Raw genomic sequence first — 26,920 nt, 5'->3', positions numbered from 1 at the left:
ATCCCGTGATTTTCCAGAGGCGGGGGGATTCTTTTTGAACAAGAGGCCCCTTGATCAGGGGTAATTCACCTGAGACGACCATGCCGGGTCGTCGTGCTTTTGCCAGTAGAGTGCCATCAGCCGGCTAGTGATCGCGCCGACCTTGCCGTGCGCAATCCGGACGCCGTCGATCTCCGTCACCGGCATGATGCCGCCCGCGGTCGAGGTGATGAAAACCTCGTCTGCCTCGCGCAATGCGGCGACGCTAACATCGGTGGCGGTGGCGGCAAGACCTTCTTCGGCGCACAGGTCGAAGACCGTGCGGCGGGTGATGCCGGGCAGCACGCCAATGGAAGGCGTCGACAGTTTTCCATCCCTGACGCAGAAGACGTTGAAGCCCGGGCCTTCGGCGACGTTGCCATTGAAGTCGAGAATCACTGCTGTCTCGGCGCCGCGGTCATAGGCATCGTAGAGGCCGCGCACCAGATCGAGCCAGTGGTAGTTCTTGATCGCCGGGTCGATCGAGGCCGGCGGAATACGCACCTTGTCGCTGATGGCGACACGCAGGCCGCGCTGCAACTGCTCGGCATTGGCGACCGAGCCGAACGGCACGGCGAACGCCATGAAGCGGTTGACTGCCTGGCGCGGGTCGCGGCTGAAGGTCGGCGAGGCGCCGCGCGTGCACAGCATCTCGACATAGGCGGCGCGATGACCCGACAGCGCCACGCAATTGTGCAGGATTTCGGTCACGCCTTCGCGATCGAAGGGAATGGTCATGCGCAGCTTTTCCAGCCCGCCGAAGAAGCGGTCGAGATGCAAATCGAGGCGGAAGAAACGGCCATTCCAGACATGCACGGTGTCGTAAGTGGCGTCGGAATGCAGAAAACCCCAGTCCAGCACCGAGATCTTGGCTTGCGACATCGGCAGGTACTGGCCGTCGAGGAAAGCGACGCCCTCGGGATAGGAATGCGGGTCGATATGGAGAGCGCCAAGTGCAGGCAGTGGCTTCGCATCGGGCGTTGCTATCGTCTGGCTCATCGGGCCTCCTCCAACCAGGGCGGATCAGTAGGCTACCGGCGGTGCGCAGAAGGCATAGAGCCACCCGCCCGGCGCTGTTCGGCCTCGATGACGATCTCGCCGATACATTGGATCGGAATTGCCTTACATTGCGCGCTCTGAACGGAGGGGGAAGATGGGCAGACTTGGGGCCGTCATAGCAGCCATGACGATGTTCGGCGCTGCGGGCGAAGCCAGCGCCCAGTGCGCGCGCGAAGGCGAGGAATTGTGCCAGAGCGGCCAGACCTATCGCTGCGAGAAAACCGGCAGCGAATTGACACCGATCTTCCAGAACGTGCCTTGTGCGGTGAATCTGCCGTCGCTGAGCGGCACCTGGGTCGGCAGCGGGCACCAGAGCCCGGCCGGCGATGCTGGGGCCGACTGGCCGATCGCCATGACGATCAACGATGGCAATGCGTCGATCGACTATCCGTCGCTCGGCTGCGGCGGATCCCTGTCGCAGACGTCCAGGGACGATATTTCGGCGGAATACCACGAGAGCATCACTTACGGTCAGGACAAGTGCATCGACGGCGGCAACATCACCGTCAGGTTTTTCAAGGGAAACCTGTCCTGGACCTGGGTCGGCCAGGCCGACGGCCAGCCCTACAATGCGGTCGCCGTTCTGAGGCGCAAATGACGAGGTTCATTCCTCCTCGTCGTCGGCGTCGAGCAGGCGTGTCGCGCGCCAGCGGGTGAGCACGATGTTGGTCTGCTCGATGACGAAGAAACGCGCCGAGTCGCGATCGTAGCCTTCGGCGAGCAGTTTTTCGTAATCCGTGTGCATGTGGCGGATATGGGCAATGGTCGCCAGCCATACGGCGATGCCCGGCGGCAAGGTCTTCATGTGAACCGCGCCGGCGTCGGTTCGGATCTTCTCCATATCGGCATAGGGCGCCAGCGGCAGAAGTACGGTCAGCGCCTTGGCGATGGCGCGACGGCGGCCGGTCGGCGCTGTCATCGCCGAACCCCATTGGGCTCGTCGCGTCCTTCGATGGTCGCCTCCGGTATGGCGTCGGTCGAGGCGAAATAAGGCTTGATGTCGATGACCGGCGTGCCGTCGAGCACATCGATGGCGTCGAGATCGATGCGGCCGGTACCGATGTCGACGGCAATCAGCCTGGCGATATGCAGCCCGATAGGGTTCGGGCGAGCAGGAGAGCGCAGCGAAAATACGCCTTTCGCTTCAGCCGCATGGCGCGGTTTCCGCACAATCAGAGTCCGCGGCGCGTGATGCAGCCAGGACAGGATGATGACGTGGCTGGCGCGCTCCAGCCCCTGCAGGCCATCGCGATAGGGCGCGTCGATGGTCAGCACCGCCTTCTGCCCGGTCTCGCGCGCTGTGCGCATGTTCTTCGGGCAGGTTTCGCGCGTCGTCCATGGCGAGGCGATGCGGCCGATGAAGACGATCCCGCCATCCGGCGGCATCAATGCCGGATCGTTTTCCAGCCTCTGCTCGCCTTCGCGCGTCTCGAACATCTCACGCGTTTCGGTCATCCTGCTCTCATCTCGCATCTTTTTGTTCGTGCATGTCGTTGCCCCAAAACCGCGACCCACTTTTGGGCCACATGCATCGCGAGTCGACGCATGCGCCATTTTCTTGTCCGGAAGCGACATAGCGCTTGCAAGGTTTTGAAAATCGACATAAACATATGTTTATATCTTTTCAAAGAGAATACGCTGATGCATGTCTCGCTCGACACCATGGTGGATACATTGAAGGCGGCGGCCGAATCCAGCCGGCTGCGCATATTGGCACTGTTGTCGCGCGGCGACCTCACCGTTTCCGACCTTACCGAAATTCTCGGCCAGTCGCAGCCGCGCGTTTCGCGGCACCTGAAGCTCTTGCTGGAGGCCGGTTTGATCGGCCGCTACCAGGAAGGGTCGTGGGCCTTCTTCCGCCTGTCGGACGCGGATTCCGCGCGGGACTTCGTCATGGGGCTGGTTTCCGGCATTCGCGGTGCCGATCCGCAGGTCGAGCGCGATCTTGAGCGCCTAGCTTCGGTCAAGCGCAAGCGGCAGGACCGGGCGGTCGAGTATTTTTCCGTGAATGCTGCGGGCTGGGATCATATCCGCTCGTTGCATGTGCCGGACCGCGCCGTCGAAGCCGCAATGTTGAAGCTGGTGGGCAAGCGGCCGTTCCAGTCGATGCTCGATCTCGGCACCGGCACCGGGCGGTTGCTCGAAATCTTCTCGCCGCTCTATCGGCGCGGTGTCGGCATCGACATGTCGCGCGAGATGCTGACCGTGGCGCGCGCCAATCTCGACAAGGCCGGCGTTTCGAATGCGCAGGTGCGGCAGGGCGACATCTTCGCGCCGCCGGTCGAGCGCGATGCCTTCGATCTCGTCACCATCCATCAGGTGCTGCACTATCTCGACGATCCCGCCCGCGCCATCCACGAGGCGGCGCGGCTTTTGCGTCCAGCCGGGCGGCTGGTCATCGTCGATTTCGCGCCGCATGCGCTGGAATTCCTGCGCGAGGAGCACGCGCATATGCGGCTCGGTTTTTCCGACCGGCAGATCGCCGACTGGTTTGCGGAAGCCGGACTCGATCTCGAGGATGCCCAAGAGTTCGAGCCGCGCGGCGGCAACGAGGCGAGGCTCACCGTGAAACTCTGGCTTGGCCGCGACCGGCGCCTCCTGATCGCCGATCCTTCCAACGACACAAGGCAGGCCAAAGCGAACTCGATAGGGGAAATCGCATGAACCAGTTCCGCTTTTCCCGCCGCCCCGACATTGGCGACAAGGTCCGGGTTTCCTTCGAATTCTTCCCACCGAAGACGGACGAGATGGAAGGAAGGCTGTGGGAGACGGTCACAAGGCTGGAGCCGCTGAAGCCGAAATTCGTCTCGGTGACCTACGGCGCCGGCGGCTCGACGCGCGAGCGCACCGCCCGTACTGTAAAGCGCATCCTGACGGAAACCGCTATTCCCGCCGCGGCGCATCTGACCTGTGTCGGTGCAACGCGCGACGAGGTCGATGCGGTCATCCAGGATTACAAGTCGATCGGCATCAACCGGTTCGTGGCGCTGCGCGGCGACCCGGCTTCCGGCGTCGGCGAACCCTATCGACCGCATCCCGGTGGCTACGAGAATGGCGCGGAACTGGTCGCCGGGCTTAAGGCAATCGCGGATTTCGACATCTCCGTCGCGGCTTATCCGGAAAAGCATCCGCAAAGCCCCGATTTCGCCACCGACATCGAGATGCTGAAACGCAAGGTCGACAATGGTGCGACGCGCGCCATCACCCAGTTCTTCTTCGACAATGATCTCTACGAGCGCTATGTCGAGCGCGTCCGCCGCGCCGGCATCTACATCCCCATCGTGCCGGGTATCCAGCCGGTTCACAGTTTCAGGCAGGTCGCGAACTTTTCCGCGAGGGCGGGCGCGCATGTGCCCGGCTGGCTGGTGGAGCGGTTCGAGGGCCTTGACCGGGACCCGCAGACGCATGCGCTGGTGGCCTCGGCGGTGGCGGCCGAACAGGTCATGGATCTGGTCGAGCGTGGTGTCGGCGATTTCCACTTCTACACCATGAACCGGGCAGATCTGGTCTTCGCCATTTGCCACATGATAGGCATTCGCTCGCATGAAGCAGAGGCGGCGGGATCGGCTGCGGCTTAGAGCATGATCCCGAAAAGTGGAATCCGATTCTCGGAAAAGATCATGCTCGAACCATGAGAGCCTCGAAGAAGCGCCCGAAATGCAAAAAGGCCGGGTAAAAACCCGGCCTTTTCAATGGTTTAGACTATGTGGTGCTGGTCTTCCCCGTCTTGGCGGGTCAGGGAAGAAAGCCCATAATAAGGGCTCCGATGAAAGCGAACGCAGCACAGATCATCAATGCGTTGATAGGCCTCGTAAGTCCCATGACATAGCCTCCTCTTAAAGAGCTATGCCTGAGAGTCTAGGTTCATTTGTGCCACAGGCAAGCGGAAAATGTGCTGCATTGCGACGTAATTGCTAGATTTGCGACCTGCCTTTTGCCGTTAAGCGTTGAAACTCCTAGGCAAAATCCGGCTTCAGACCTGTGAATAAATTATGGCGGCGGTGTGTCGTTACCATGTCATGGCAGCGCTACCGCTGCGAAAGTCGAATTCGACTTTCGCGATGCGGGGGCAATTAAGTGGTTAGAGCGTCCTTTGCGCGTCCAGTGGACGCGCGGCGCTCTAACGTCGACCAAGCAGCCGTCCGTCGATCGTGATGAGACCGAGCGCGATCAGCAACACGCCGCCGATTTCGAACAACTCTAGACGTTCGCCAAGGAAGAGAAAACCGAGCAGCATGGCGCTGGCCGGCACGATGAGCGTGACCAGCGAGGCGTTGGTGGCGCCGGCCGAGGCGACGAGGTTGAAATAGAGGATGTAGGCGAAGGCGGTGGACAGAAGCGCCAGCGCCAGCACCGCCGCCCAGACCGGTGGCGAGGCCGAGAACAGGCCCGATGGACCGTAGGTGAAGAGCACGATCGGGATCATGATGATGGTCGACGCCGTCAACTGTCCGGTGGCGATGACCGGCGAGGGCACACCCTTGAAACGGCGGGCGACCATCAGCGCAATGCCGTAGGACAGCGAGGCGCCGATCAGCGCGAATTTGGCCCAGACCGGGCCGCCGAGCCCGGCGAGCAGGCCGGGGCCGATCATGACAGCCGTGCCGGCGATGCCGAGCGCAATGCCGGCCAGCTTGTTCCAGGAGAGTTTTTCGTCCGATGTCAGCGCGTTGGCGAGAATCAGCGTCCAGAACGGCGTCGTTGCGTTGAGCACCGAGGCGACGCCGGCGCCAAGCTCTGTCTGGCCGGCGAAGATCAGCGAGAAGGGCACGACGTTGTTGGTGAGCGCCAGCAGGAAGAAAAGGCCGGCATGCGGAAGAGCGAGGCGGAAGGACGGGCCACGCAGGCCGAGATAGATCTGCAGTGCAATCGCCGCGATGGCGACGCGAAACAGCACCAGAACCAGCGGGTGAAGTTCCGCCACCGCGATGCGGGCAAAGAAGAACGAGCCGCCCCAGATCGCACCGAGTAGCAGGAGTTGTCCCCAGTCCTTGAGCACCATCGGCCCGCGTGGTGCTGATGTCGCGGCTATTGCCATGTGAGTCGCCCTCCCAGACGGCCTGAATGCCAGTCAGTCAGGCAGAAGCCATATCGGGTTCGGCGACAAGGGCCACCCGAAACCTGATCGCTGGCAAACGTTGCTGGCAAAGACCTAGCGCCGCTGCGTCAGTGCCACGAGACACAGAATTGTTTTCATTAGCCGCTAGCATGGATTAATTGTGCGCAGCTCAGGTCAAGGATTCGTCCATGCAGCGATTCGAGAATGCCCGCGAGGCGGCACTGGCGCTTCGCCCGGACGATCCGGTCTATTGCTTCCGCCCGCAGGTGCTGATGGCGGATGCCAGACAGTTCATGGGCATGTTCCCCGGCAAGACCGCTTATGCGGTCAAGACCAATGGCGAGCAGATCGTGCTGAAGACCCTGGTCGAGGCCGGCGTCAACGCTTTCGACGTCGCTTCGCCGGGCGAGTTCGCCGCCGTACGCGCGGTCTCTACCGATGCCGAGATGCTCTACATGCACCCGGTCAAGGCGCAGTCGGACATCAAGCTGGCGCTGGAGAAATACGCCATCCGCGTCATTTCGCTCGACCATGAGGACGAGATCACCAAGCTGACACGGGTGGTGCGGGCGCTCGACATCGATCCGGGCTCGATCAGCGTGTTCGTGCGCATCCAGACGAAAGGATCGGCCGCCTACGAACTGTCGAAGAAGTTCGGCGCAGGGCCGGCCTATGCCGTCGAACTGGCCGAGCGGCTGAACCGCACCGGCTACAAGGTTGGCCTGTGTTTCCATGTCGGCAGCCAGATCGAGGATCCCGACACCTATGAGCGGGCGCTGGCCTCCGCCGACTGGGTGCGCAACCGGCTGACCTTCGATATTGCCGGGCTCGATGTCGGCGGCGGTTTCCCCGCCGAATACGGCCACGACCCCAATCGCAAGCAGATCGAGATGCCGTCGCTCGGCCAGATCATGTCGCGGCTGTCGGGCGATCTGAAAGAATATCAGTTCGACCAGATGCCGCTGGTGGCCGAGCCCGGCCGGGTGATCGTGGCGCGCTGCCTGTCGCTGATCGTGCGGGTGCTGCTGCGCAAGGGCAAGCGGCTCTACATCAATGACGGCATCTGGGCGTCGCTGTCGGATTCATGGACCGGCAAGATCACGTTGCCGGCGCGTTTCATTCCCGATCCGGCGATCCGCTCGCGCAATGGCGAGGAGAAGAACATCGTGCCGTTCAAGGTCTGCGGTGCGACCTGCGATTCCGTCGACATCCTGTCGCGGCCGTTCTGGCTGCCGGAAACCGTCGACACCGGCGACTGGATCGAGATCGGCCATATCGGCGCCTACTCGCTGTCGCTGAGGACCCGCTTCAACGGCTTCTACCCCGACACCTTCGTCGAGGTGACGACACCCTTCGACGAGGGCGACGCGCCGCAGGGCTTTGCGAGCTTGGAGACGATGGCGGATTGAGGGGAATAGGGCAGTAAGGCAATAGGAGTGGCGGCAGTCACTGCTTCGGGCTAGTTTTTCCTACTGCCCTACTGCCCTACTGCCCTACAATTTCCCCAACAGCTCCGGTGTCGGCCAGCCGTCCACCGCCAAACCTAGCCGCATCTGTTCCTTGCGGATAGCCTCGCGGGTGTTGGTGCCGAGGATGCCATCGACGGTGCCGACATCGTAGCCCCTGGCTTCCAGCTTGGTCTGCAGCGCCTTCATCTGTTCGTTGTTGAGACCGGTCTCGGGAGTGCGCGGGTCGAACTGTTTTGCGCCCGCCAACCGGGCGGCGAGGTTGGCCGCGGTCAGCGCATAAGTGAACGACTGGTTCCACTCGAGATAGACGTCGAAATTGTCATAGGCGAGGAAGGCGGGGCCCTTGCGGCCCATCGGCAACGCAAGGCCGGCCTTGAGACCGTTGTCGATCAGCGGCGTGCCGTCGGGGTTGGTGACACCCCATTGCGCCCATTGCGACAGCGGCAGCTTGTTGGTGCGGCCGGTCTGGTCCCACGGTATGTCTTCGGGCACGCGAACTTCCTGGATCCAGGGTTCGTCACGTTTCCAGCCACGCGACAGCACCTTGTTGGCAGTGGTCATGATCACATCCGGCACGCTGCCGCGCAGATCGACCTTGCCGTCGCCGTCGCCGTCGACGCCGCGCGCCAGGTAGTCGGACGGCAGGATCTGCGTCTGGCCGATCTCGCCGGCCCAGGCACCCCTGACATCGGCCGGCACCACGCCGCGATCGATCAGTTGCAGAAGCGGTATCAACTGAGGCCGGAACAGCTGCGGGCGGCGGCAATCATGCGATAGCGTCACCAGGGCGCTCAGCGTGTGGAAATCGCCCTGCACGGCGCCGAAATCGGTCTCCAGCGCCCAGAAGGCGGCGATGATCGGCGCCTGGACGCCGAACTGCTGGTCGGCACGGGCGAAGACGTCGGCGTATTTCTTCAGGTTTGCCGCACCTTGCTTCAGCCGGTAGGCCGAGATCATGCGGTTGGAGAATTCGATGAAGGTCTGGGTGAAGACGCCCTGGGCGCGGTCACGTGCCAGAACCTTGTCGTCTATGGTGGCATCCTCCAGCGCGTCGAGACCGACGGGACCGACGCCAGCCGCCTTGGCTTCCACTGCCACGCTTTGCTTCCAGGCTTCGAAGTCGCCGCCACATTCCTGCGCCATCGCCGGCAAGGCCGTGGCGCACAGGAACAGCGCCGCGAGGGCTTGAGAACGCAGTCGCATCAGCTTCCTTTCGACATTCAGAATTCCAGGGCGTCCTTGCGCGTCCATCGGGGCGCAGAGCTCTGGAGTACCGGCGGTTGCAGACTTTACCGCTGGCTGTGTCGAAAAGCAGGCGGCAAGCCTGGTGTCAACGGGTGTTCTGCCGCAGCCTCTTGTTGAAGGCGGTTCGCTGCCGTTGACCCGGTGTCAACGGTTCTTCTGTCCTAGCCTCTTGTTGCAGCCGACTTCGGTGCCGTTGAACCCGGTGTCAGCGGGTGTTCTGCCGCAGCCATTTGTTCCAGGCGGCTTCGCTACCATTGAAGACGTTGATGTCGGACTTGCCGGTCATGCCCGGAACGATGCCGGTTCCGGTGTACTGCCAGAAGGTGAAAGGGTGGCTGCCATATTTCTCGCGCGGATGGCCGGCGACGGAGCGCAGCCAGTAGGGGTAGCCGCGGAAACTCGACAGTTCGTTGTCGTCGAAGAAGTCGACCGAGGTGTAGATGATCGGCTTCTTGCCGTAGTGCCGTTCGACGATTTCAAGGAAGGTTGTCATCTCCGCGCGCACCGTGGCGGCGTCGGGACGCAGCCTGCAGGTCGGCGATTGCGGGTTCCATTCCATGTCGAGAACCGGCGGCATTGCCGAGCGATCGACAGGAACGTTGCGGATGAACCAGCGCGCCTGCACCGCAGCCGGGGTGCAGAAATAGTAGAAATGATAGGCGGCTCGCGGAATCCCGTTCGCCTTCGTGCGCGCCCAATGCTCGTTGAAATACTCGTCGAAACGATCGCCGCCCTCGGTCGCCTTGATGAAGGCGAAGGAGATGCCGCTGGCCCTGGCCGCCGGCCAATCGACCGAGGTCTGGTATTTGGAGACATCGGTGCCGTGAACGGCATAGTTCCAGGGCGCTCCGCTTTCCCACTCATGCGGTTTGGAATCAGCGAAGCGCGGCGCGCGCACGGCAACCGTCGGGCTGCTTGACGCGGATGGCGACAGCGGCGAGAGATCGTCCACGGTCGAGCAGGCGCCAAGCAGCGTCAGCATGATAAGGCCCGCAAAACGACGCATCGCAAATCCCGAGCCGGATTCAGCCGGTCACTGATGGGTCCGTGCACTGATGGCCGCCGCCTGGTCGAGCCCCCTCCAAGCGATCGCCCCACAGCATCGCTCAGCATATCCTGTGATCGCCGATCATGGTTGATAATCAGTTGACGGCGCTCGACAAGCACCATGATTTGCGGAAGCAATGGCGGCAAATCGATGACATAAGGCTCAGGCGAGAGCCTGGGAGGAAACAGATGCGGTTTGTGGTCAAGATCGTCAAATGGCTGCTTGGCCTGATCGTGTTGGCGATCGCCGCGCTTTTTGCCTGGCTTTACATCGCGCCGCCGGAATTGATCCGGGTCGGCTCCGGCTATTCGGCCAAGATCGTCTGTTCGAACGTCTTCATCGCCGGTCGCGACGCCAATGAGGTGCTCGCCGTCGACGTGCAGGCGCCCGGGCACCCGCTACTGCGGTTGATGCGGATCTCGGTTGACAAGAACAGGGGAACGGTCTCGGCGGGCCTGCTTGGCTTCCTCGGCAAGAGCGTCGCCGTTGCCCGCGACGGGCTCGGCTGTGCATCGGTTCCGGACGGCGATGTCGGCAAGGTACGGCGGACGGCGATCCATGCCGAGCCATCGGCGGTCGGCCCGGATGCGCTGTGGCCTGAGGGCGAACGGGTCGAGGCATCACAGGATCCGGTGATTGCCAAGTTGCTGGACGATGCGGCGCTGAACGGCACCGGCATGCGCGCGGTGGTGGTGGTCAAGAATGGCCGCGTCGTCGCCGAGCGCTATGGCGACGGCTTTTCCGCCAAGACGCCGCTGCTCGGCTGGTCGATGACCAAGACGGTGAACGCCGCCATCGTCGGTACGCTGGTCAAGGACGGCAAGATGGCCATCACCAACAAGGGGCTGTTCGCGCCGTGGAAGGCGGATGGCCGCGCCGCGATCAGCCTTGCCGACATGATGGCGATGTCGAGCGGGTTGGAGTTCAACGAGGATTATGGCGACGTCGCCGACGTCACGCGCATGCTCTACCTCAAACCCGACATGGCGGGCTTTGCCGAATCCAAGCCGCTAGCGGCCGAGGTGGGCAAGGTGTTTTCCTATTCGAGCGGCACGGCGGTGATGCTGTCGCGCCTCTGGCAGGACGCGATCGGCGACAAGGCCAAGGCACTGACGTGGCCGCGCGCCGCCCTGTTCGAGCCGCTGGGCATGCACAGCGCGGTGCTTGAGACCGACGAGCAGGGCACCTTCGTCGGCTCGTCCTATCTTTACGCAACCGCGCATGACTGGGCGCGCTTCGGTCAGTTCCTGTTGCAAGGCGGGGTGTGGAACGGCAACCAGATCCTACCGGCCGGCTTCGTCGACTGGATGCGGGAGCCGGCACCGGCCTCAAAAGTCTACGGCAAGGGCCAGTTGTGGATCGAGGCCCCGGGCGATGAGGAAACCCCCGGCGCCGGCGTCGCCGCGGGCCTGCCCAAGGACACCTACTGGATGGAGGGACATGACGGGCAGACGGTCGCCATCATTCCCTCGGAGCAACTGGTGGTGGTGCGGCTGGGGCTAACGCCGGCCAAGCTCGGCTACCGGCCGCAGACGATGGTGGGAGCGCTGGTGACGGCGCTGAAATAGAACCTTTCAATTCGCATACAGGCTATCTCTCGCCCATTCGAAGGGTGCAGTCTCGGTGTCGGTACAGGAGGCAATGCATCATGATCGTGGGTTTTATCGGGCTTGGGACAATGGGGCGCAATGCTGCGCTCAATATCAGGCGCGCCGGTTTTGAGATGGTCGTTTACGATATCCGTCCGCAGTCGATGGATGCGCTGACGGCGGTTGGCGCACTACCCGCCACTAGCCCCGCCGACGTGCTGGAGCGCAGCGACGTCGTGGTAACGATGGTGTTTGGGCCTCGAGAGATCGAGCAGGTGGTGCGTGGCGAAAATGGGTTCCTGACCATTTCGTGTGCAGGCAAATACTGGGTGGACATGACCACCAGCAGCCCGAAGCTGATGCGTGCCTTGGCCGCCGAATTTCAGGCCAAGGGAGGCGGTCCGGTCGACGCACCGGTTACCGGATCGGTGGATGCCGCAATCCGCGGCGACATGCCGATGTTCGTCGGCGGTACCGATGCCGATGTCGAGGCGGTGCGGCCGGTTATCGAAGCCATGGGCGAACTGCGGCGTGTCGGGCCGTATGGTAACGGCTACGTGGCAAAGCTGGTCAACAACCAGCTTTGGAAAATCCATGCCGCTGCCATCGGGGAGGCAATGGTGACCGCCAAGCTGGCAGGACTGGAACCGGAGGTCTGGTGGCGGGTCATGAAAGGCGGTGCGGCCGACAGTTTTGTGCTCCAGCATGATGTGCCGTCGATCTTCGCCGGCCACTACGATCCATCGTTTCCGATCGCGCTCTGCCTCAAAGACCTTGGCCTGATCGAGGAGTTGATGACCGAGACCGGCACGCGCAATGAACTCACCCGTGCGACCCATGACCGGTTCAAACTGGCCGGCGAGCGCTACGGTCTCAGCGCCGGGGAAATGACCGTCTGCAAAGTCATTGAGGATGACGCCAACGTCGCGTTACGTGTGGCGGGAGACTGGCTGGCGCCGTGGGATGTCGTGCACGCGGCGGACAGCAAAACCGGTGTTCGATGACCGTTTACCTTTGCCTGCCGATCACTGCCAGCCAGGCATAACCGCGATAAAGCGTGCGGAAACGGAAGCTTGCGCCGGTTCGCCGAGATTCCGATTCCAGGACCTCGCGCAGCGATTCACGCGGCGCGACGTGGAACTTTTTCAGCCAGCCGCGCAGCAAGGTCCGGAACCAGCCTGGCAAGCCTTCCTGCTGGCCGAAATCGACGATGTGCAGCGAACCGCTCGGCGACAGGGCGGCAAGGGCCGCCGCCACGGTCTTTTCCCAGCCGGGGATCATAGACAGCGAGTAGGACACGAAGACACGATCGAAGCGTTCGACACCAAAGAGTGCCTTAGCATCAAAGTCGGTGGCGTCACCCCTAGCCAACAGGACGCGGCCGGACAGGCCTTCGCGTGCAATCGCGGCGCCGGCCGTCTCCAGCATTTCAGCCGAGATGTCGAGGCCGAAATAACGCGCGTCAGGATAGCGACGCGCGGCCAGGATCACGTTGCGGCCGGTGCCGCAGCCGAGTTCCAGCACGGTGCCGCCGGCCGGGACGTCGAGCCCTGATATCAGCCGGTCGCGGCCGAGCAGGTAGTATTTGCGGGTCAGGTCGTAGATATGACGCTGCCAGCGGTAGACGCCGTCCATCAGTTCGGCATGGCTGGCCGGCAGCTCGCTGGTGCTCATGCCGCGCGCTTCACATAGAGATGGAAGCCGCCATAGATGGCCGAGCGGTCGCGGGCCGAAAATTCGCGCGATGCCTCGTCCTGATAGTCCCACTGGTCGAGCAGCGAGCTGGAGACGCGGCCCGGCAAGAGGCTAGGCTCGGCTGCGGTGCGGAAGATGACGCGGGCGCCGGCGGAAGCGGTGCGGGTGATTTCCGCCCACAGCGCGTTGAGCTGGTCGTCGGTCATCCAGTCCTGCGCATCGAGCAGGACGAAACGGTCGACCGCGCCGGCGTCCTTGCTGGCGAGGAATTCGATCAGATTGGCGTGGTGGATGGCGACGCGGTCGACATTGCCGCGGATGGTCTCGTAATGCTGTTTTTCGAGATAGGCGGGCAGGGCGGCCTCGCCGGGGTTCGGATAGCGCCGGGCGAAGGCCTGCCAGGCGAAATAGTTGTTCTCCAACGGAAAATCGCAAGCAAGCTTTTCCAGCCGGGCTTTCAGCACACTGGCCATGGTGCCGTCACCGGAGGTGATCAGCGAATCGTATTGCGCCGGCGGAATGCCGAGACCGAACAGCGAAGCCTTGCGCGATGTCGCCCATTTCAGCAGCTTCTTGTCGAAGACCGGCGCCAGCTCCTCATAGAAGAAGCGGCGCTGCTCGCCGACGTTGCGAGCCTGCATGATGCCGGCAGGGTCGACGCCGAAGAACTTTGCCGTGCGATGGCCCATGGCGATGAACAGGCCAAGCAGGCCGGTTTGGTAGAAATTGCTGTCGAAGACGGCGATGCGCCGGCGACCCCGCCAGTTGCGCCGCTCCCAATAGTGGCGGCTGACCGGATCGAGATGCGGCGCGATGAAACGGTCGTAGGCTGCCGAATTGTGGCTGGTGTCGGCGGCGCCGAAGAAGCGGAACAGATCGCCCTGCGAAGGCAGGTGGCGCACGGCCTCCAGCTTCATGCGGTTCAGCGCGATGTGCGCGGCGTTGAGGTCGACGGCGTCGACCCGTGCCGGCGAACGGGTGAGGTAAGCCAGGATGTTGCAGCCGCCCGAGGCGATGGTGACGACGCGGTGGCCCTGGCCAAGCTGCATCGCCTCCATGTCGACGTCGGGGTCTTCCCAGATCTGTGGATAGACGAGGCCGGAAAACAGGAAGGCGAACAGCCGCTCGGAAATGCCGGCCTTCGACAGCGGGCGGTTCTGGTAGACGGCCTTTCCAACTTCCTTGCCGCGGCGAAAAACCAGATCTGCGGAGACGTCCGTCATGGCAAGATGATTCCCCATTTGCTTTGCCGCAAGCGGGTAGCGCAGGGTCATGACAGGCCGGTGACAGCCTGTTGACGCCTCCTTACAGCTTGCCAAATCCGCCCGGCGTCGGTGTCGTCAGGATGACGGCGTCTCCGGCCTGCAACACGGTCTGGTCGCAGGCTTTCAGCATGTCGATCGTGCCGTCCTTGCGGCGGACCTTGGTCGAGCCGACCTCGCCATCGCTGCCGCCGTCCAGCCCTTGCGGCGGCCGGTTGCGGTGCGAGGACAGGATCGCGCATTCCATCTTTTCGAGGAAGCGGATGGTGCGTTTGGTGCCGTCGCCGGCGCTCCATTTGCCCTTGCCGCCGGAACCTTCCCGAATGTGGAAATCCTCGAGCATTACGGGAAAGCGCAGCTCCAGCACTTCGGGATCGGTGAGGCGCGAATTGGTCATGTGGGTGTGGACGCCTGAGGTGCCGGCAAAGCCGCGGCCGGAGTTCATCTGGCCGGCCGGCGAGCCGGAGCAGATCGTCTCGTAATATTGGTATGTCTTGTTGCCGAAGGTCAGGTTGTTCATCGTGCCTTGCGCGTTGGCCATGGCGCCCATGGCGCCGAACAGCGCGTTGGTGACATGCTGCGAGGTCTCGACATTGCCGGCAACGACGGCGGCGGGGTAGGCGGGTTTCAGCATGCAGCCGTCGGGAATGATGATGTTGATGGGCCTGAGGCACCCGGCATTCATCGGGATCATATCCTCGACCATGACGCGGAAGGCATAGAGCACGGCGGCGCGGGCGACCGGCTCGGGCGCGTTGAAATTGTTCTTCATGACCGGTGATGTGCCGGTGAAGTCGACGGTCGCCTCGCGCTTTTGCCGGTCGACCGTGATCTTCACCTTGATGACCTGGCCGGTGTCGGTCGGGTATTCGTACTGCGAACTATCGGGCAGCCGCTCCAGCACGCGGCGCACGCTTTCGGCGGCATTGTCCTGGACATGGCCCATATAGGCCTCGACGACATCAAGGCCGAAATGCGTGACCATCTTACGCAATTCCGCGACGCCCTTCTCGTTGGCGGCGATCTGCGCCTTGAGGTCGGCGATGTTCTGGTGCGGATTGCGGGCCGGGTAGCGGTGGTCAGTGAGCAGCGTTTCCAGCTCCTTCTCGCGGAATTTTCCACGATCGACGATGCGGAAATTGTCGAACAGAACACCTTCCTCGTCGACCGTGGTGGCAAGCGGCGTCATCGAGCCGGGTGCCGTCCCACCGATATCGGCATGATGGCCGCGCGAGGCGGCCCAGAAGAGGATGTGCTGCTTGATATCGTCGAAAACCGGCGTCACCACTGTGATGTCGGGCAGATGCGTGCCGCCATTGTAGGGCGCGTTGAGAGCAAAGACGTCGCCGGGATGGATGTCGCCGGAATTCAGCCGGATGATGGTCTCGACCGAACGATCCATTGAGCCCAGATGCACCGGCATGTGCGGCGCATTGGCGACCAGTGCGCCGGTGCGGTCGAAGACGGCACAGGAAAAATCCAGCCTTTCCTTGATGTTGACCGAATAGGCGGTGTTCTGCAGCGTCACGCCCATCTGTTCGGCGATCGACATGAACAAATTGTTGAAAACCTCCAGCATGACCGGGTCGGCCTCGGTGCCGAGCGCTGCCTGCCGGCGCTTTTTCTCGACGCGGCGCAGGAGCACATGGTTCCTGGCGGTGATTTCGGCCAGCCAGCCCGGCTCGATGGCAATTGTCTGGTTCGGCTCGATAATCAAGGCAGGCCCCGCAACCCTGTTTCCCTGCTTTAGCGCCTCGCGGCGGAAGATGCCTGAAGCGCGCCACTCTCCCTCAGTGAAGATTTCGCGGGTCTGCGAAGGACTTACGGCAAGGTCTTCGGTTTGCGATTCGGTTTCGTCGCGGCCTGCGCCGCCGGTGTCGGTGCCTTCCACGCCGACGGTCTCGACGATCATCGGCTTGTCGTCGTAGACGAAGCCGAACTGCGCCTTGTGGGCGATTTCGAAATCGCGCTTGGCCTGGAAAATCGAGTCTGCCTCGAAATTCACCGGCAGCGTCGTGTCGGTGCCATCATAGCGAATATGCAGCACCGGCTTCGCGGCGACCGTATTCTCGGCGATGCCTTGCGCCGCGAGTTCTGCGACAACGGCTTTTCTCAAGATGGCAATGAGGTTGCCGATCTCCGTTCTGGACTCTTCGGCAAGCGGCTTGAGCAGCGCCTGCTGGCGCGAGGCAAAGACCGAGGACAGGCCGATGCCATAGGCCGACAGCAGGCCGGAGAAGGGATGGATCAGCACCGCCTCCATGCCGAGCGCGTCGGCGACCAGGCAGGCGTGCTGGCCGCCAGCGCCACCGAAACAGTTCAGGAGATATTCGGTGACATCATAGCCGCGCTGGACGGAAATCTTCTTGATGGCGTTGGCCATATTCTCAACGGCAATGGTGACGAACCCTTCGGCGACAGCCTCGGGCGTACGGCTGTCGCCGATTTCGGCGGCCAGCACGGCGAATTTTGACCGCACCGTCTCGACATCGAGCGGCTGGTCCTGGCCGGGTCCGAAAATGGCCGGGAAGAAATCGGGCTGCAGCTTGCCCAGCATGACATTGGCATCGGTGACGGCGAGCGGGCCGCCGCGCCGGTAGGCGGCAGGGCCGGGATTGGCGCCTGCGGAATCCGGCCCGGCACGGAAGCGGCCGGCCTCGTAGTGCAGGATCGAGCCACCGCCGGCTGCGACAGTATGAATTCGCATCATCGGCGCGCGGATACGCACGCCGGCGACTTCGGTGTCGAAGGCACGTTCGTATTCGCCGTCATAGTGGGCGACGTCGGTGGAGGTGCCGCCCATGTCGAAGCCGATGACCTTGTCGAAGCCGGCGAGCTTCGCCGTCTCGACCATGCCGACAACACCGCCGGCCGGCCCGGACAGCAGCGCGTCCTTGCCCTGGAACATGTCGGCGGCGGTGAGGCCGCCCGACGACATCATGAACATGAGATGAGGTTGGTGCGGTCCCTCGGCGGCAGTGCTGGCGCCGCTTCCAACAATCCCCAACTCTCCCGCCACCCTTTGCACATATCGCGACAGGATCGGCGACAGATAGGCGTCGACCACCGTGGTGTCACCGCGGCCGACCAGTTTGATCAGCGGCGAGACCTCATGGCTGACCGAGACCTGGCCGAAACCAAGTTTGCGGCAGACCTTTGCCACCGCCTTCTCGTGGTCGGGGTATTTCCAGGCATGCATGAAGACGATGGCCACGGCGTCGATGCCATCGGCCCTGGCCTGTTCGATCGCCGGCCGGCAGGCGGCGATGTCGAGCAATTGTTCGACGCAGCCGTCTGCGCGCACGCGCTCGTTGATTTCGATGACGCGCTCGTAGAGCTGCTCGGGAAGGATGATCTCCTTGGCGAAGATGTCCGGGCGCGCCTGGTAGGCGATCTTCAGCGCATCGCGAAAGCCCTTGGTGATGAGCAAAAGCACGCGGTCACCCTTGCGCTCCAGCAGCGCATTGGTGGCGACCGTGGTGCCCATCTTGATGTCGCCGATCAGGCCGGGTGGGATCGCGTCGCCAGCGGACAGGCCGAGCAGGTCGCGAATGCCCTGGATGGCGGCATCGGTATAGGCTTCGGGATTTTCGGAGAGAAGCTTGCGGGGATGCAGCCCGCCCTGCGGGTCGCGGCCGATGACATCGGTGAACGTGCCGCCGCGGTCGATCCAGAAATCCCACTTCGTGGTCATGCGGCATGCTCCCGGCATTTTGTCGATGCAATCTGTTAGTTCGCAATGGCTTGGCCGGCAACGGCCATGCGCATGATGTTACATGCGGACACGCAACGTTACGAAACTCATGGCTATCTAATGCATTTCCTCTTCGAGCGTTCACTGGAACGTGAGCGTCTGTTGAAGGAGAGATGATATGAAAAAGCTCATTCTTGCGTCCGTTTCCGCGCTGGCCTTGCTTGGCGTTGCCGCCTGCAGTGACAGCGGCACGGACAACACCACCACCCAGAGTACCAACCCGCCGGCCGCCGAACAGCCGATGAAGCCGGCTACCCCGGAGGCCACGCCGCCGGCCGCGACGCCTCCGGCAACGGATAACTCGACCACGAAGAGCATCACACCCGAGAAGCCTGCCGAGCCGGCTCCGGCAACACCAGCTCCTGCGCCCGCGCAGTAGTCAGTAACGCAGTACTTCGTGTGATGAATGAGAAAGGCCGGCTCACGTCGGCCTTTTTCATGCTGTCCGCGCATTGGCCGCAGCAGGCCTGCGGCACTGTCCCGGCTTGATAGCAAGGGGCGGTGGCTCTAAGAAGCAGGCCATGTCGATTTGGGATCGCCTCGGCGAATTCATCACCCGCGTTTCATCTTCAGCCTCATCGGGTGTCGCCGATGTCGTCGAGGCCGTGCGCACGGTTTTCTCCGGCGATGCGGATTTGCGCCGGCGTGTCGCCTTCTCGGTGGCGATGATCGCGCTGTCGGCCAAGATGGCCAAGGCCGATGGCATCGTCACCCAGGATGAGGTGCGCGCCTTCCAGGAAATCTTCGACGTGCCGCCCAAGGAGACACGCAATGTGGCGCGGCTGTTCGATCTCGCCCAGCGCGACGTGGCCGGTTTCGAGACCTATGCCGAGCGGATGGCGCAGATGTGCGGTTCCGGGCATTCCAACTGCGTGATGCTGGAAGACATACTCGACGGCCTGTTCCACATCGCCAAGGCCGACGGGTTGGTGCATGAGCACGAAGGGCTCTTCCTGCACCGCATCGCCGAGATTTTCCGCATCGACGAGGCCCATTACGAGAGCATCATGGCACGGCACGTCAATCTCGGCGCCGGGGATCCCTATGTCGTGCTGGGCATCGAGCGCGGCAAGCCGTTCGAAGAGGTCAAGAAGCGCTATCGCAAGCTGGTTTCCGACAATCATCCGGATCGGCTGATCGCGCGCGGCCTGCCGCAGGAATTCATCAAGATCGCGACGACCAGGGTGGCGGCGATCAATGCCGCCTATGAGATGATCGAGCGGGGCCTGCGCCACGCATGAGCGGCTTCCTGCCCGACGAGCCACGTGCCGAGGTCAGGGTATCGCCGAATTTTGGTCCGCGGCGCGACACACTCAAGCCTGATATGATCGTGCTGCACTACACCGGCATGGCGACCGGCGCCGGAGCCGAAGCGTGGCTGTGCGATCCGGCGAGCGAGGTCTCGTCGCATTATCTCGTCCATGAGAACGGCCACATCGTGCAGATGGTCAGGGAAAGCGACCGCGCCTGGCACGCCGGCAAGAGTTCGTGGTTCGGACGCGCCGACATCAATTCCTGTTCGGTCGGCATCGAGATCGTCAATCCGGGACATTCGCTGGGCTATCCCGGATTCCCCAGGCGGCAGATCGATGCGGTGATCGGGCTGTGCAGGGGGATCGCTGGTCGGCATTCGATTGCCGCCGAGCGGGTGCTGGCGCATTCCGACGTGGCGCCGGGGCGCAAGGTCGATCCGGGCGAGAAGTTCCCGTGGCGGACGCTGTTCGATGCCGGTGTCGGCCATCTCGTGGCGACTGCACCTGTCAGGCGAGGAGCCACGCTGACAACCGGCGACACCGGTGGCGATGTCGAGGCGTTGCAGTCGATGCTGGCGCTCTACGGCTATGGCGTCGAGATATCGGGCATTTTCGACCGGCAGACGGAGATCGTCGTCGAGGCCTTCCAGCGACATTTCCGGCCGCGCAAGGTGGATGGAGTTGCCGATGGCTCGACGCTGCGGACGCTGCAAAGGCTGCTTGCCTCCATAAGGTCCTGACCCACGGGGAGGCCTCTCCCAAGCAACCCCTGCCAGTCCTTAAATTACAAGCTGTCACTCAAAGTGACTTGCCTGGCCTTGTTTGGCACCAATTCGAACGTCAAACGGCTGACGTGCAGATGTCGAACCCCCCAGCCCCCGGGTTGTTCCGATATTGATTAGGCGTTGCTGCGTGAACATCTTCGCGCAGCCCAGACAGAACAGGATCACATGCAGAAATTGACCGTTTTAACGGCAGCTCTTGCTGCCGGCGTAATGACTTTTGCCTTCAATTCCGCGAACGCCGCGTCATTCAATCCGCGGGCCGATCAGGGGTTTGTCGCAGTATCCGCCAAAAGCGGCAAGGCAGGCCACGACGCCAAGGCGACGAAGCGGGCTTCCGCCAAAGCGGAAAAGGCAAGCTGGTCCAAAGCGAAGAAGTCCACCGCCAAAAGGCAGACGAAGCGCGGCCGCAAGACCGTCGACATGACGGCAACGGCGTCGATTGGCCTCAGGAACGCTGCGGCGTCGACGGCCGCAGTTGCCAGCAGCGGTCAGTATTCCGCAATCGTTGCCCGCTATGCGGCGATCGAAGGCGTGCCGGTGTCGCTCGCCACGGCGGTCATCAAGATCGAGAGCAACTACCGGCCCAACATCGTCGGCAGCGCCGGCGAGATCGGCCTGATGCAGATCAAGCCGGCAACGGCGCGGATGATGGGCTATAACGGTTCCGCCAAGGGCCTGTTCGATCCCGACACCAACATCAAATACGGCATGAAATACCTTGCCATGGCGCGGAGTCTCGGCGGCGGCACCACCTGCGGCACGATTCTGAAATACAATGCCGGACACGCTGCAACGCGGATGAACCCGGTGTCAGCCGCCTATTGCGGCAAGGTCAAGGTGCAGATGGCTGCGCTTGGATCGCCCGCATAAGTCTGCTTTTTCGTTTGCGTTTTTGGGCGTGAACCCCTTTATACGCCTTGCCAGCTGGCTGGGCGGCCGCACCCGCAAACGCCGAAAGGTCGCGGGTGAGGAAAGTCCGGGCTCCATGGAAACACGGTGCCGGTTAATGGCCGGCGGGGGCGACCCCAGGGAAAGTGCCACAGAAAGCAAACCGCCACGATCCGGCTTGCCGGATTCGGGGCAAGGGTGAAAGGGTGGGGTAAGAGCCCACCGCGCGACTGGCAACAGGAGCGGCACGGTAAACCCCACCGGGAGCAAGACCGAATAGGGGCGGTGCGAGGGGAAACCCTCGAGGGCTGTTTCCGGCTCACCGTCCGGGTAGGTTGCGTGAGGCGCATGGCAACATGCGCCCAAGATGAATGGCCGCCACGTTCTCGCTTCGCAAGGGGCGAGGGCCATACAGAACCCGGCTTACAGGCCAGCTGGCAATTCTCTCCATGATCGAAGAGAAGTCTTTGAGATCAGCAGGTTGCGCCCTCGGGTGCGCCTGTTGATTCAAGCTTGTTCAGCCCGGCATCCGTCATCAGCTCGTCGTCGGCGACTATCTCACCTCGTATCGTGTCGGTGACGACACGATCGAAACCATCCGCGTGCTGCACGGCCATCGCAACATCGAAGCCGATGATCTCGGCCCGTGATCGGCCCAGTCAGCCGCTGATCTTGTCCAACGACGCCTCGATCGCCTTCCAAAGCTCTTCCACCGGCTCGCAGCCGACCGAGAGGCGAACGAAACCGGCGGGAACCGCATCACCTCGCTTCAAGCGCCGCTCGGCGGAGGTGTGGACGCCGCCGAAGGATGTCGCGGCCTGCATCAGTTCGCAGTTGTTGATGAAATCCTCGGCCTTGTCCTCCGAGGCAAGCTCGAAAGAGATGAGAAAGCCGAAGCGCTCCATCTGGGCGCGGGCTAGGTTGTGCGACGGGTCGCCTTCCAGCCCGGGATAACGCAGGCCGCTGATTGCCCGGTGACCCTGCAGCCGCCGCGCGATCACCTCCGCCGAGGAACACATGCGGTCGAAGCGCACATCCAGCGTTTCAAGGCCACGATGCACTAGCCAGGCTTCGAACGGCCCGGGAATGCTGCCGGAAACCTCGCGCCAGCCGGTCACGGCGGCGATGATATCGGCATTGCGGCTGGCGACATGGCCGAACAGCACATCGGAATGGCCATTGGGTGCCTTGGTGTCGGCGGCAACGACGATATCGGCGCCATGGTCGAGCGGCCGCTGGCCGAAGGGCGTCATGGTCGTGTTGTCGACCACAAGGATCGCGCCGGCTTTGTGAACAGCGTCGGCGACGGCCGCGATGTCGCAGATATCCAGCCCCGGATTGGCAGGGGTTTCGACAAACGCCACGCGATAGCCATCGAAGCCGCCATCGAGGAAGGTCGAAGTCGGCCTGACATCGTAGGTGATGCCGAGCGGCTTGAGGAAGCGATCGGCCAGCGCCCTTGTCGTGTGGTATCCGTCCGAAGGCAGCAGGATACGGTCGCCGGCTTTGAGCACGGCAAAAAACGCCGCCGAGATTGCCGCCATTCCGGAAGGGAAGGCGACGCAGGGCGCATCTTCCAGATGAGCCAGCATATGTTCAACCGCATCCCAGGTCGGGTTGCTGAAGCGGCCGTACTGGTTGAAGCCGGTGGCGTCGCCGGGCGCGTGAAAAATAGCGGCCATGGTCAGGGGCAGGGGGATGGAATCGCCCATGGCAAGCCCGCTATTGCGCAGATGGGGAAGTGCTGCGGCGCGACTGCTCACTGTTTCAGACATCGATATTTCTAACCCTGTTGGTGATCGACGAGATGTGGCCAGACGCTATGCCCGGCAGCGGCTCGCGGCAAGGCGCGTCCGGTTGGGCCAGGCGGCTCTAAACGCTTCGTTAGGCTTAATGATCCATAAAGACGAGACGTGCCGTCACGGCTGCTCTCATTGATCGCGGCGCGCGTGTTTGTGAAGCCTATTCCCGTTGACGCCCATAGTGCCCCATGATATCCCATTTCAACATCAAAGCCTTCGTTCCGCGTCAGGGTAAAGCGTACGCCAATCGGGCAGCCGCGGCGGCTGCGCGTTTGCCGGTTTTTGCCCGTGCGGACGAGGTTGATACGGGGCAGGGAACGCGCTGCGGCGGCGCGTGCGACAAGATGGAGAGGGGGGCGGCGGCGCAAGCGGCTGTAGCGTTTAATGGACCGGTTTCTGTCAAACACGGTAAGCAGGATCGATGCGAAAGGACGGGTGTCTGTTCCGGCGCATTTCCGTGCTGTCGTGCAGAAGCGCGGCTATTCGGAACTCTATGCGCTGCGCTGCCTGGATCTGCCGGCGATGGATGTCGGCGGGCTCGACCTGCTCGACCGCTACGAGCAGCGCATCGCGCTCGAAGATCCCTTCCTGCAGACGGCGGACGATATGTCGTTCTTCTGCCATGGCGACGGAACCTTCTTGAAACTCGACCAGGACGGCCGCATCACGATGAGCGATTTCATTCGCGAACACACCGGCATTTCGGCGGAAGTGGCCTTTGTCGGGCGCGGCAATTTCTTTCAGATCTGGGAGCCGGGACGGCTTGCCGCCTATGGGGCGCAAGCGCGGGCCCGGCTTTTGCAGCTTCGGCAGGGGACGAAGCCTGGGGAGCGACCGGAATGACGGCGAGCCACGGCGATGACCTTCACGCCGTTGGCGGATCGGCCCGCCACATTCCGGTCCTCCTTGGCGAAGTGCTCGAAGCGCTGGCGCCGGCGCAGGGCGACATCATCATCGACGGCACGTTCGGCGCCGGCGGCTACACCAGGGCCATTCTGGCGACGGGCGCCTCCGTGGTGGCGATCGACCGCGATCCGGATGCAATCGCTGCCGGGCGGGATCTCGAGGCGCAGTCGGGTGGCCGGCTGCGGCTGGTGCAGGCGCCGTTCTCGACGCTGGACGAACATGTCGAGCGCGCCGACGGCGTCGTGCTCGACATTGGCGTATCCTCGATGCAGCTCGACCAGCCCGAGCGCGGGTTTTCGTTCCGCGCCGACGGGCCGCTCGACATGCGCATGGCGCAGGCTGGTTTGAGCGCCGCCGACGTCGTCAACAGCTTCAAACCGGGCGACCTTGCCCGCATCTTCGGCTTCCTCGGCGAGGAGCGCCATGCCGGGCGCATCGCCCGCATGATCGAGGCTCGTCGCGAAAAGCGCCCGTTCGAACGCACGCTGGAACTCGCCGACGCCATCGAGACGCATGTCGGCCGCGCGCCGAAGGACAAGATTCATCCGGCCACGCGCGTCTTCCAGGCGCTGCGCATCTTCGTCAATGATGAGCTTGGCGAACTGGCCAAGGCCTTGTTTGCCGCCGAACGCGCGCTGAAGCCGGGCGGACGGCTCGCCGTGGTGACGTTCCATTCGCTGGAAGACCGCATCGTCAAGCGTTTCATCGCCGACCGAGCCGACGTCGCGACCGGCTCGCGTCACCTGCCCGAGGCTCATGCGCGCACCGCGACCTTCCGCAAGGCGGGTGGCGGCGTGACGGCCGGCGACGCCGAGGTGGCGGCCAATCCGCGCGCCCGTTCGGCCAGGCTGCGCGCGGCGATCCGCACCGAGGCGCCGGCCCGCAGTGGCGACTTTTCGATTTTCGGCCTTCCAAAGCTTCCCGGTATCGACCGGCCGGGGGAGAGGTAGCTAAGTGTTTCGTACCAGCGACATCGTCCTGATCGCCGTCATGGTTGCGGCGGCGGCCCTTACCTACAAGGCCAAGCGCGAGGCCGAGGAACAATTGGCGTCGGTGCAGAAGATCCATGCGCAGATACGCTATGAAGAGGACACGATCGACCTGCTCAAGGCGGACTGGAGCCTGCTCACCCAGCCGTCGCGGCTGCAGAAGCTGACCGAACTCTACAAATCACAGCTCGCATTGGAACCGGTCAGCGCTCGTCAGATCGTCGGCATCGGTGATCTGCCGGCCAAAGCCCTGGACATTCAGGACATCCTGAACGGACGCCAGGGCGGTATGGCCGACAATTCCGACCAAGCGCCTCCGGGCGGCAGGGACCCCGTGGTGACCGGAGGCATCGCCCAATGATCGGCAAACTGCTGAAGCGTCGCGCCAGGGCGAATGAAGACGGATCGATCGTGGTCGATGGCGCCCGCAAGGCGACCGGCGGCAAGGGCAGGACGCGTATCGTGATGACGATGGCGGTGTTCTTCGGCATCTTCTCGACCATTTCCGGACGGCTGGTGTATCTCGGCTTCCAGACCCCCGACATGTCGGGCGGTCCGCAGAGCCGGGTGACGGCATCGCGGCCCGACATTGTCGACCGCAACGGCGAAGTGCTGGCGACGGACATCAAAACGGCGTCGCTGTTTGCAGAACCGCGCCGGATTGTCGACGCCGACGAGGCAATCGAGAAGCTGTCGACGGTGCTTCCGGACATCGACTATGAGCAGACCTACCACAAGCTGAAGAGCGGCGCCGGCTTTGTCTGGCTGCAGCGGCAGCTGACGCCCAAGCAACAGTCCGACATCATGCAGCTCGGCATTCCCGGCTTCGGCTTCCGCACCGAGAAGCGCCGTTTCTATCCGAGCGGCGAGACCTCGTCCTACATTGTCGGGCTTACCAACATCGACAACCAGGGCATCTCCGGAATGGAGAAGTATGTCGACGAGCAGGGCCTGAGCGACCTGCAGGCATCGGGCCTCGCGGTGGCCAAGGATCTCAAGCCGGTGAAGCTTTCGATCGATCTGCGCGTCCAGCATGTGGTGCGCGACGAGATCGCCGCCGGCCTGGAGCGCTATCGCGCCATGGGCGCTGGCGCCGTTGTGCTTAACGTAAAGACCGGCGAAGTGGTGGCGATGGCCTCGGTGCCGGATTTTGATCCGAACAATCCTTACAATGCACAGGACAAGGACCGGCTGAACCGCATGTCGGCGGGTCTCTATGAGATGGGCTCGACCTTCAAGAGCTTCACCTCAGCCATGGCGCTCGATTCCGGCAAGGCGACGATGGCGAGCCGCTTCGATGCTTCGCATCCAATCCGGGTCGGCCATCAGGCCATTCACGATTTCCACGGCAAGAACCGTGTGCTGTCGTTGCCGGAGGTGTTCCTCTATTCGTCCAACATCGGGTCGGCCAGGGAGGCCGAGATGGTCGGCATCGAGGGGCACCGCGAATTCCTGCATCGCCTTGGCATTCTGGACAAGATGCAGACTGAACTGCCGGAAGTCGCCCGCCCGACTGAACCGAAGGTCTGGAAACAGGTCAATTCGTTCACGATCGCCTTCGGCCACGGCGTATCGACGACACCGCTGCAAGCGGCTGTAGGCTGCGCGGCGCTGATGAATGGTGGCTTCCTGATGAACCCTACCTTCCTGATACGTACGCAGGCGGAAGCGATGGCCACAGCCAAGAAAGTGGTCAGCGAAAAGACCGTCGAAGGCATGCGCTACCTCTATACGCTCAACGCCGAGAAGGGCTCGGCCAGAAACGCCAGAGTCCCCGGCTACCGGGTTGGCGGCAAGACCGGAACAGCCGAGAAGGTCATCAACGGCCGCTACTCGAAGGAGTTGAATTTCAACACCTTCGTCGCCGCCTTCCCGATGGACGATCCGCAGTACCTTGTGTTTACGATTGCCGATGCCCCGCACCCGGAAAAGCCTGGCATGACAGACGTCGCGGCCTCGAATGCGGGCGTTATGGCGGGAAACATCATCAGACGTGCGGCTGCCATGCTTGGCGTGAAGCCAGATTTCAGCCATGAAAATGGTGCAACGCTGGTTTCCTATCAGTGATTCTTAGGGCGCGCCGGCAACTGCGCGCTATT

25 protein-coding genes and 1 other RNA gene are annotated in these 26,920 nt (G+C 62.9%); 15 read left to right on the top strand and 11 right to left on the bottom strand.

Annotated elements, in window-relative coordinates; all coding sequences use genetic code 11:
* Positions 1–54 precede the first annotated feature (54 nt).
* The gene (locus tag EJ076_RS24620; RefSeq protein ID WP_126069578.1) at positions 55–1,017 is read right to left on the bottom strand and encodes a D-amino acid aminotransferase; all 963 of its coding nucleotides are present in this window, start codon (positions 1,015–1,017) and stop codon (positions 55–57) included.
* Between the two features lie 154 nt (positions 1,018–1,171).
* Between EJ076_RS24620 and EJ076_RS24615 the strand changes: the two genes are divergently transcribed.
* Positions 1,172–1,675, top strand: a complete 504-nt coding sequence (locus EJ076_RS24615) for a hypothetical protein (RefSeq protein WP_126069577.1) — start codon at positions 1,172–1,174, stop codon at positions 1,673–1,675.
* 6 nt (positions 1,676–1,681) lie between these two features.
* Here the strand turns inward: EJ076_RS24615 and EJ076_RS24610 are convergent, their stop codons facing one another.
* Together EJ076_RS24610 and tsaA are read right to left on the bottom strand one after the other, a co-directional pair.
* Entirely contained in the window at positions 1,682–1,996 is a 315-nt protein-coding gene (locus EJ076_RS24610; RefSeq protein WP_126069576.1) for a DUF2293 domain-containing protein, read from the bottom strand.
* Positions 1,993–2,532, bottom strand: coding sequence for a tRNA (N6-threonylcarbamoyladenosine(37)-N6)-methyltransferase TrmO (gene tsaA / locus EJ076_RS24605; protein WP_126069575.1), 540 nt, complete (start codon positions 2,530–2,532; stop codon positions 1,993–1,995). Before tsaA ends, EJ076_RS24610 begins: the two co-directional genes overlap by 4 nt.
* A gap of 186 nt (positions 2,533–2,718) precedes the next feature.
* Here tsaA and EJ076_RS24600 point away from each other — a divergent pair, with 186 nt between their 5' ends.
* Both EJ076_RS24600 and metF read left to right on the top strand, forming a co-directional pair.
* Complete coding sequence (locus EJ076_RS24600; protein ID WP_126069574.1) at positions 2,719–3,741, top strand: metalloregulator ArsR/SmtB family transcription factor; 1,023 nt, start codon at positions 2,719–2,721, stop codon at positions 3,739–3,741.
* The gene (metF, locus tag EJ076_RS24595; protein WP_126069573.1) at positions 3,738–4,655 is read left to right on the top strand and encodes a methylenetetrahydrofolate reductase [NAD(P)H]; all 918 of its coding nucleotides are present in this window, start codon (positions 3,738–3,740) and stop codon (positions 4,653–4,655) included. The genes EJ076_RS24600 and metF overlap by 4 nt, the downstream gene beginning before the upstream one ends.
* Positions 4,656–5,197: 542 nt before the next feature.
* On the opposite strand, the gene EJ076_RS24590 is transcribed toward metF, so the two are convergent.
* Complete coding sequence (locus EJ076_RS24590; protein ID WP_109668299.1) at positions 5,198–6,115, bottom strand: DMT family transporter; 918 nt, start codon at positions 6,113–6,115, stop codon at positions 5,198–5,200.
* A gap of 209 nt (positions 6,116–6,324) precedes the next feature.
* On the opposite strand from EJ076_RS24590, the gene EJ076_RS24585 reads away from it, so the two are divergent.
* The gene (locus EJ076_RS24585; RefSeq protein ID WP_109668297.1) at positions 6,325–7,545 is read left to right on the top strand and encodes an alanine racemase; all 1,221 of its coding nucleotides are present in this window, start codon (positions 6,325–6,327) and stop codon (positions 7,543–7,545) included.
* An 84-nt stretch (positions 7,546–7,629) separates the two neighbouring features.
* On the opposite strand, the gene EJ076_RS24580 is transcribed toward EJ076_RS24585, so the two are convergent.
* The gene (locus tag EJ076_RS24580) at positions 7,630–8,808 is read right to left on the bottom strand and encodes a lytic murein transglycosylase (RefSeq protein WP_126069572.1); all 1,179 of its coding nucleotides are present in this window, start codon (positions 8,806–8,808) and stop codon (positions 7,630–7,632) included.
* Between the two features lie 247 nt (positions 8,809–9,055).
* The gene (locus tag EJ076_RS24575; protein ID WP_109668294.1) at positions 9,056–9,856 is read right to left on the bottom strand and encodes a GH25 family lysozyme; all 801 of its coding nucleotides are present in this window, start codon (positions 9,854–9,856) and stop codon (positions 9,056–9,058) included.
* A gap of 230 nt (positions 9,857–10,086) precedes the next feature.
* On the opposite strand from EJ076_RS24575, the gene EJ076_RS24570 reads away from it, so the two are divergent.
* A complete protein-coding gene (locus EJ076_RS24570) occupies positions 10,087–11,466 on the top strand; it encodes a serine hydrolase (RefSeq protein WP_126069571.1) in 1,380 nt (459 codons plus the stop codon).
* 80 nt (positions 11,467–11,546) lie between these two features.
* The gene (locus EJ076_RS24565) at positions 11,547–12,491 is read left to right on the top strand and encodes an NAD(P)-dependent oxidoreductase (RefSeq protein WP_126069570.1); all 945 of its coding nucleotides are present in this window, start codon (positions 11,547–11,549) and stop codon (positions 12,489–12,491) included.
* Between the two features lie 4 nt (positions 12,492–12,495).
* Here EJ076_RS24565 and EJ076_RS24560 read toward each other — a convergent pair whose 3' ends face one another.
* Genes EJ076_RS24560 through EJ076_RS24550 form a run of 3 tightly spaced genes read right to left on the bottom strand, consistent with a single transcriptional unit; the run spans position 12,496 to position 18,138 of the window.
* Complete coding sequence (locus tag EJ076_RS24560; protein WP_126069569.1) at positions 12,496–13,161, bottom strand: class I SAM-dependent methyltransferase; 666 nt, start codon at positions 13,159–13,161, stop codon at positions 12,496–12,498.
* Complete coding sequence (locus EJ076_RS24555; RefSeq protein ID WP_126069568.1) at positions 13,158–14,456, bottom strand: DUF3419 family protein; 1,299 nt, start codon at positions 14,454–14,456, stop codon at positions 13,158–13,160. Before EJ076_RS24555 ends, EJ076_RS24560 begins: the two co-directional genes overlap by 4 nt.
* Positions 14,457–14,487: 31 nt before the next feature.
* On the bottom strand, positions 14,488–18,138 hold the full coding sequence (locus EJ076_RS24550; protein WP_126069567.1) for a hydantoinase B/oxoprolinase family protein: 3,651 nt from the start codon (positions 18,136–18,138) through the stop codon (positions 14,488–14,490).
* A 178-nt stretch (positions 18,139–18,316) separates the two neighbouring features.
* Between EJ076_RS24550 and EJ076_RS24545 the strand changes: the two genes are divergently transcribed.
* From EJ076_RS24545 to rnpB, 5 genes are all read left to right on the top strand, one after another.
* Positions 18,317–18,577, top strand: a complete 261-nt coding sequence (locus tag EJ076_RS24545; RefSeq protein ID WP_109668284.1) for a hypothetical protein — start codon at positions 18,317–18,319, stop codon at positions 18,575–18,577.
* Positions 18,578–18,719: 142 nt separating this feature from the next.
* Positions 18,720–19,439, top strand: a complete 720-nt coding sequence (locus EJ076_RS24540) for a DnaJ family molecular chaperone (RefSeq protein ID WP_109668281.1) — start codon at positions 18,720–18,722, stop codon at positions 19,437–19,439.
* Positions 19,436–20,191 (top strand): N-acetylmuramoyl-L-alanine amidase, encoded by a 756-nt coding sequence (locus EJ076_RS24535; protein ID WP_126069566.1) that lies wholly within the window; start codon positions 19,436–19,438, stop codon positions 20,189–20,191. Before EJ076_RS24540 ends, EJ076_RS24535 begins: the two co-directional genes overlap by 4 nt.
* Before the next feature lie 210 nt (positions 20,192–20,401).
* Positions 20,402–21,106, top strand: coding sequence for a transglycosylase SLT domain-containing protein (locus EJ076_RS24530; protein ID WP_109668276.1), 705 nt, complete (start codon positions 20,402–20,404; stop codon positions 21,104–21,106).
* A 50-nt stretch (positions 21,107–21,156) separates the two neighbouring features.
* Positions 21,157–21,566: RNase P RNA component class A (gene rnpB, locus EJ076_RS24525), an RNA gene on the top strand.
* A 31-nt stretch (positions 21,567–21,597) separates the two neighbouring features.
* On the opposite strand, the gene EJ076_RS35300 is transcribed toward rnpB, so the two are convergent.
* Positions 21,598–21,741, bottom strand: a complete 144-nt coding sequence (locus EJ076_RS35300) for a hypothetical protein (protein WP_164548721.1) — start codon at positions 21,739–21,741, stop codon at positions 21,598–21,600.
* Positions 21,742–21,783: 42 nt separating this feature from the next.
* A complete protein-coding gene (locus tag EJ076_RS24515; protein WP_126069565.1) occupies positions 21,784–22,899 on the bottom strand; it encodes a cystathionine gamma-lyase in 1,116 nt (371 codons plus the stop codon).
* Positions 22,900–23,310: 411 nt separating this feature from the next.
* On the opposite strand from EJ076_RS24515, the gene mraZ reads away from it, so the two are divergent.
* From mraZ to EJ076_RS24495, 4 genes are read left to right on the top strand one after another with little or no spacing between them, the layout of a single operon-like run.
* On the top strand, positions 23,311–23,769 hold the full coding sequence (gene mraZ / locus EJ076_RS24510; RefSeq protein ID WP_056582893.1) for a division/cell wall cluster transcriptional repressor MraZ: 459 nt from the start codon (positions 23,311–23,313) through the stop codon (positions 23,767–23,769).
* Positions 23,766–24,782: a 16S rRNA (cytosine(1402)-N(4))-methyltransferase RsmH gene (gene rsmH / locus EJ076_RS24505; RefSeq protein ID WP_126069564.1), complete on the top strand. Its 1,017-nt coding sequence runs from the start codon at positions 23,766–23,768 to the stop codon at positions 24,780–24,782. The genes mraZ and rsmH overlap by 4 nt, the downstream gene beginning before the upstream one ends.
* Before the next feature lie 4 nt (positions 24,783–24,786).
* Entirely contained in the window at positions 24,787–25,182 is a 396-nt protein-coding gene (locus EJ076_RS24500; protein WP_109668266.1) for a hypothetical protein, read from the top strand.
* Positions 25,179–26,888: a penicillin-binding protein 2 gene (locus EJ076_RS24495; protein WP_126069563.1), complete on the top strand. Its 1,710-nt coding sequence runs from the start codon at positions 25,179–25,181 to the stop codon at positions 26,886–26,888. Before EJ076_RS24500 ends, EJ076_RS24495 begins: the two co-directional genes overlap by 4 nt.
* The last annotated feature ends 32 nt before the right edge of the window (positions 26,889–26,920 follow it).

Origin of the sequence: Mesorhizobium sp. M7D.F.Ca.US.005.01.1.1 (assembly GCF_003952545.1) — a bacterium.
In the GTDB taxonomy this organism is placed as follows: Bacteria; Pseudomonadota; Alphaproteobacteria; order Rhizobiales; family Rhizobiaceae; genus Mesorhizobium; species Mesorhizobium loti.
The sequence above is the reverse complement of the archived record's forward strand: the minus strand, read 5'-3'. Positions and strand labels throughout refer to the sequence as shown.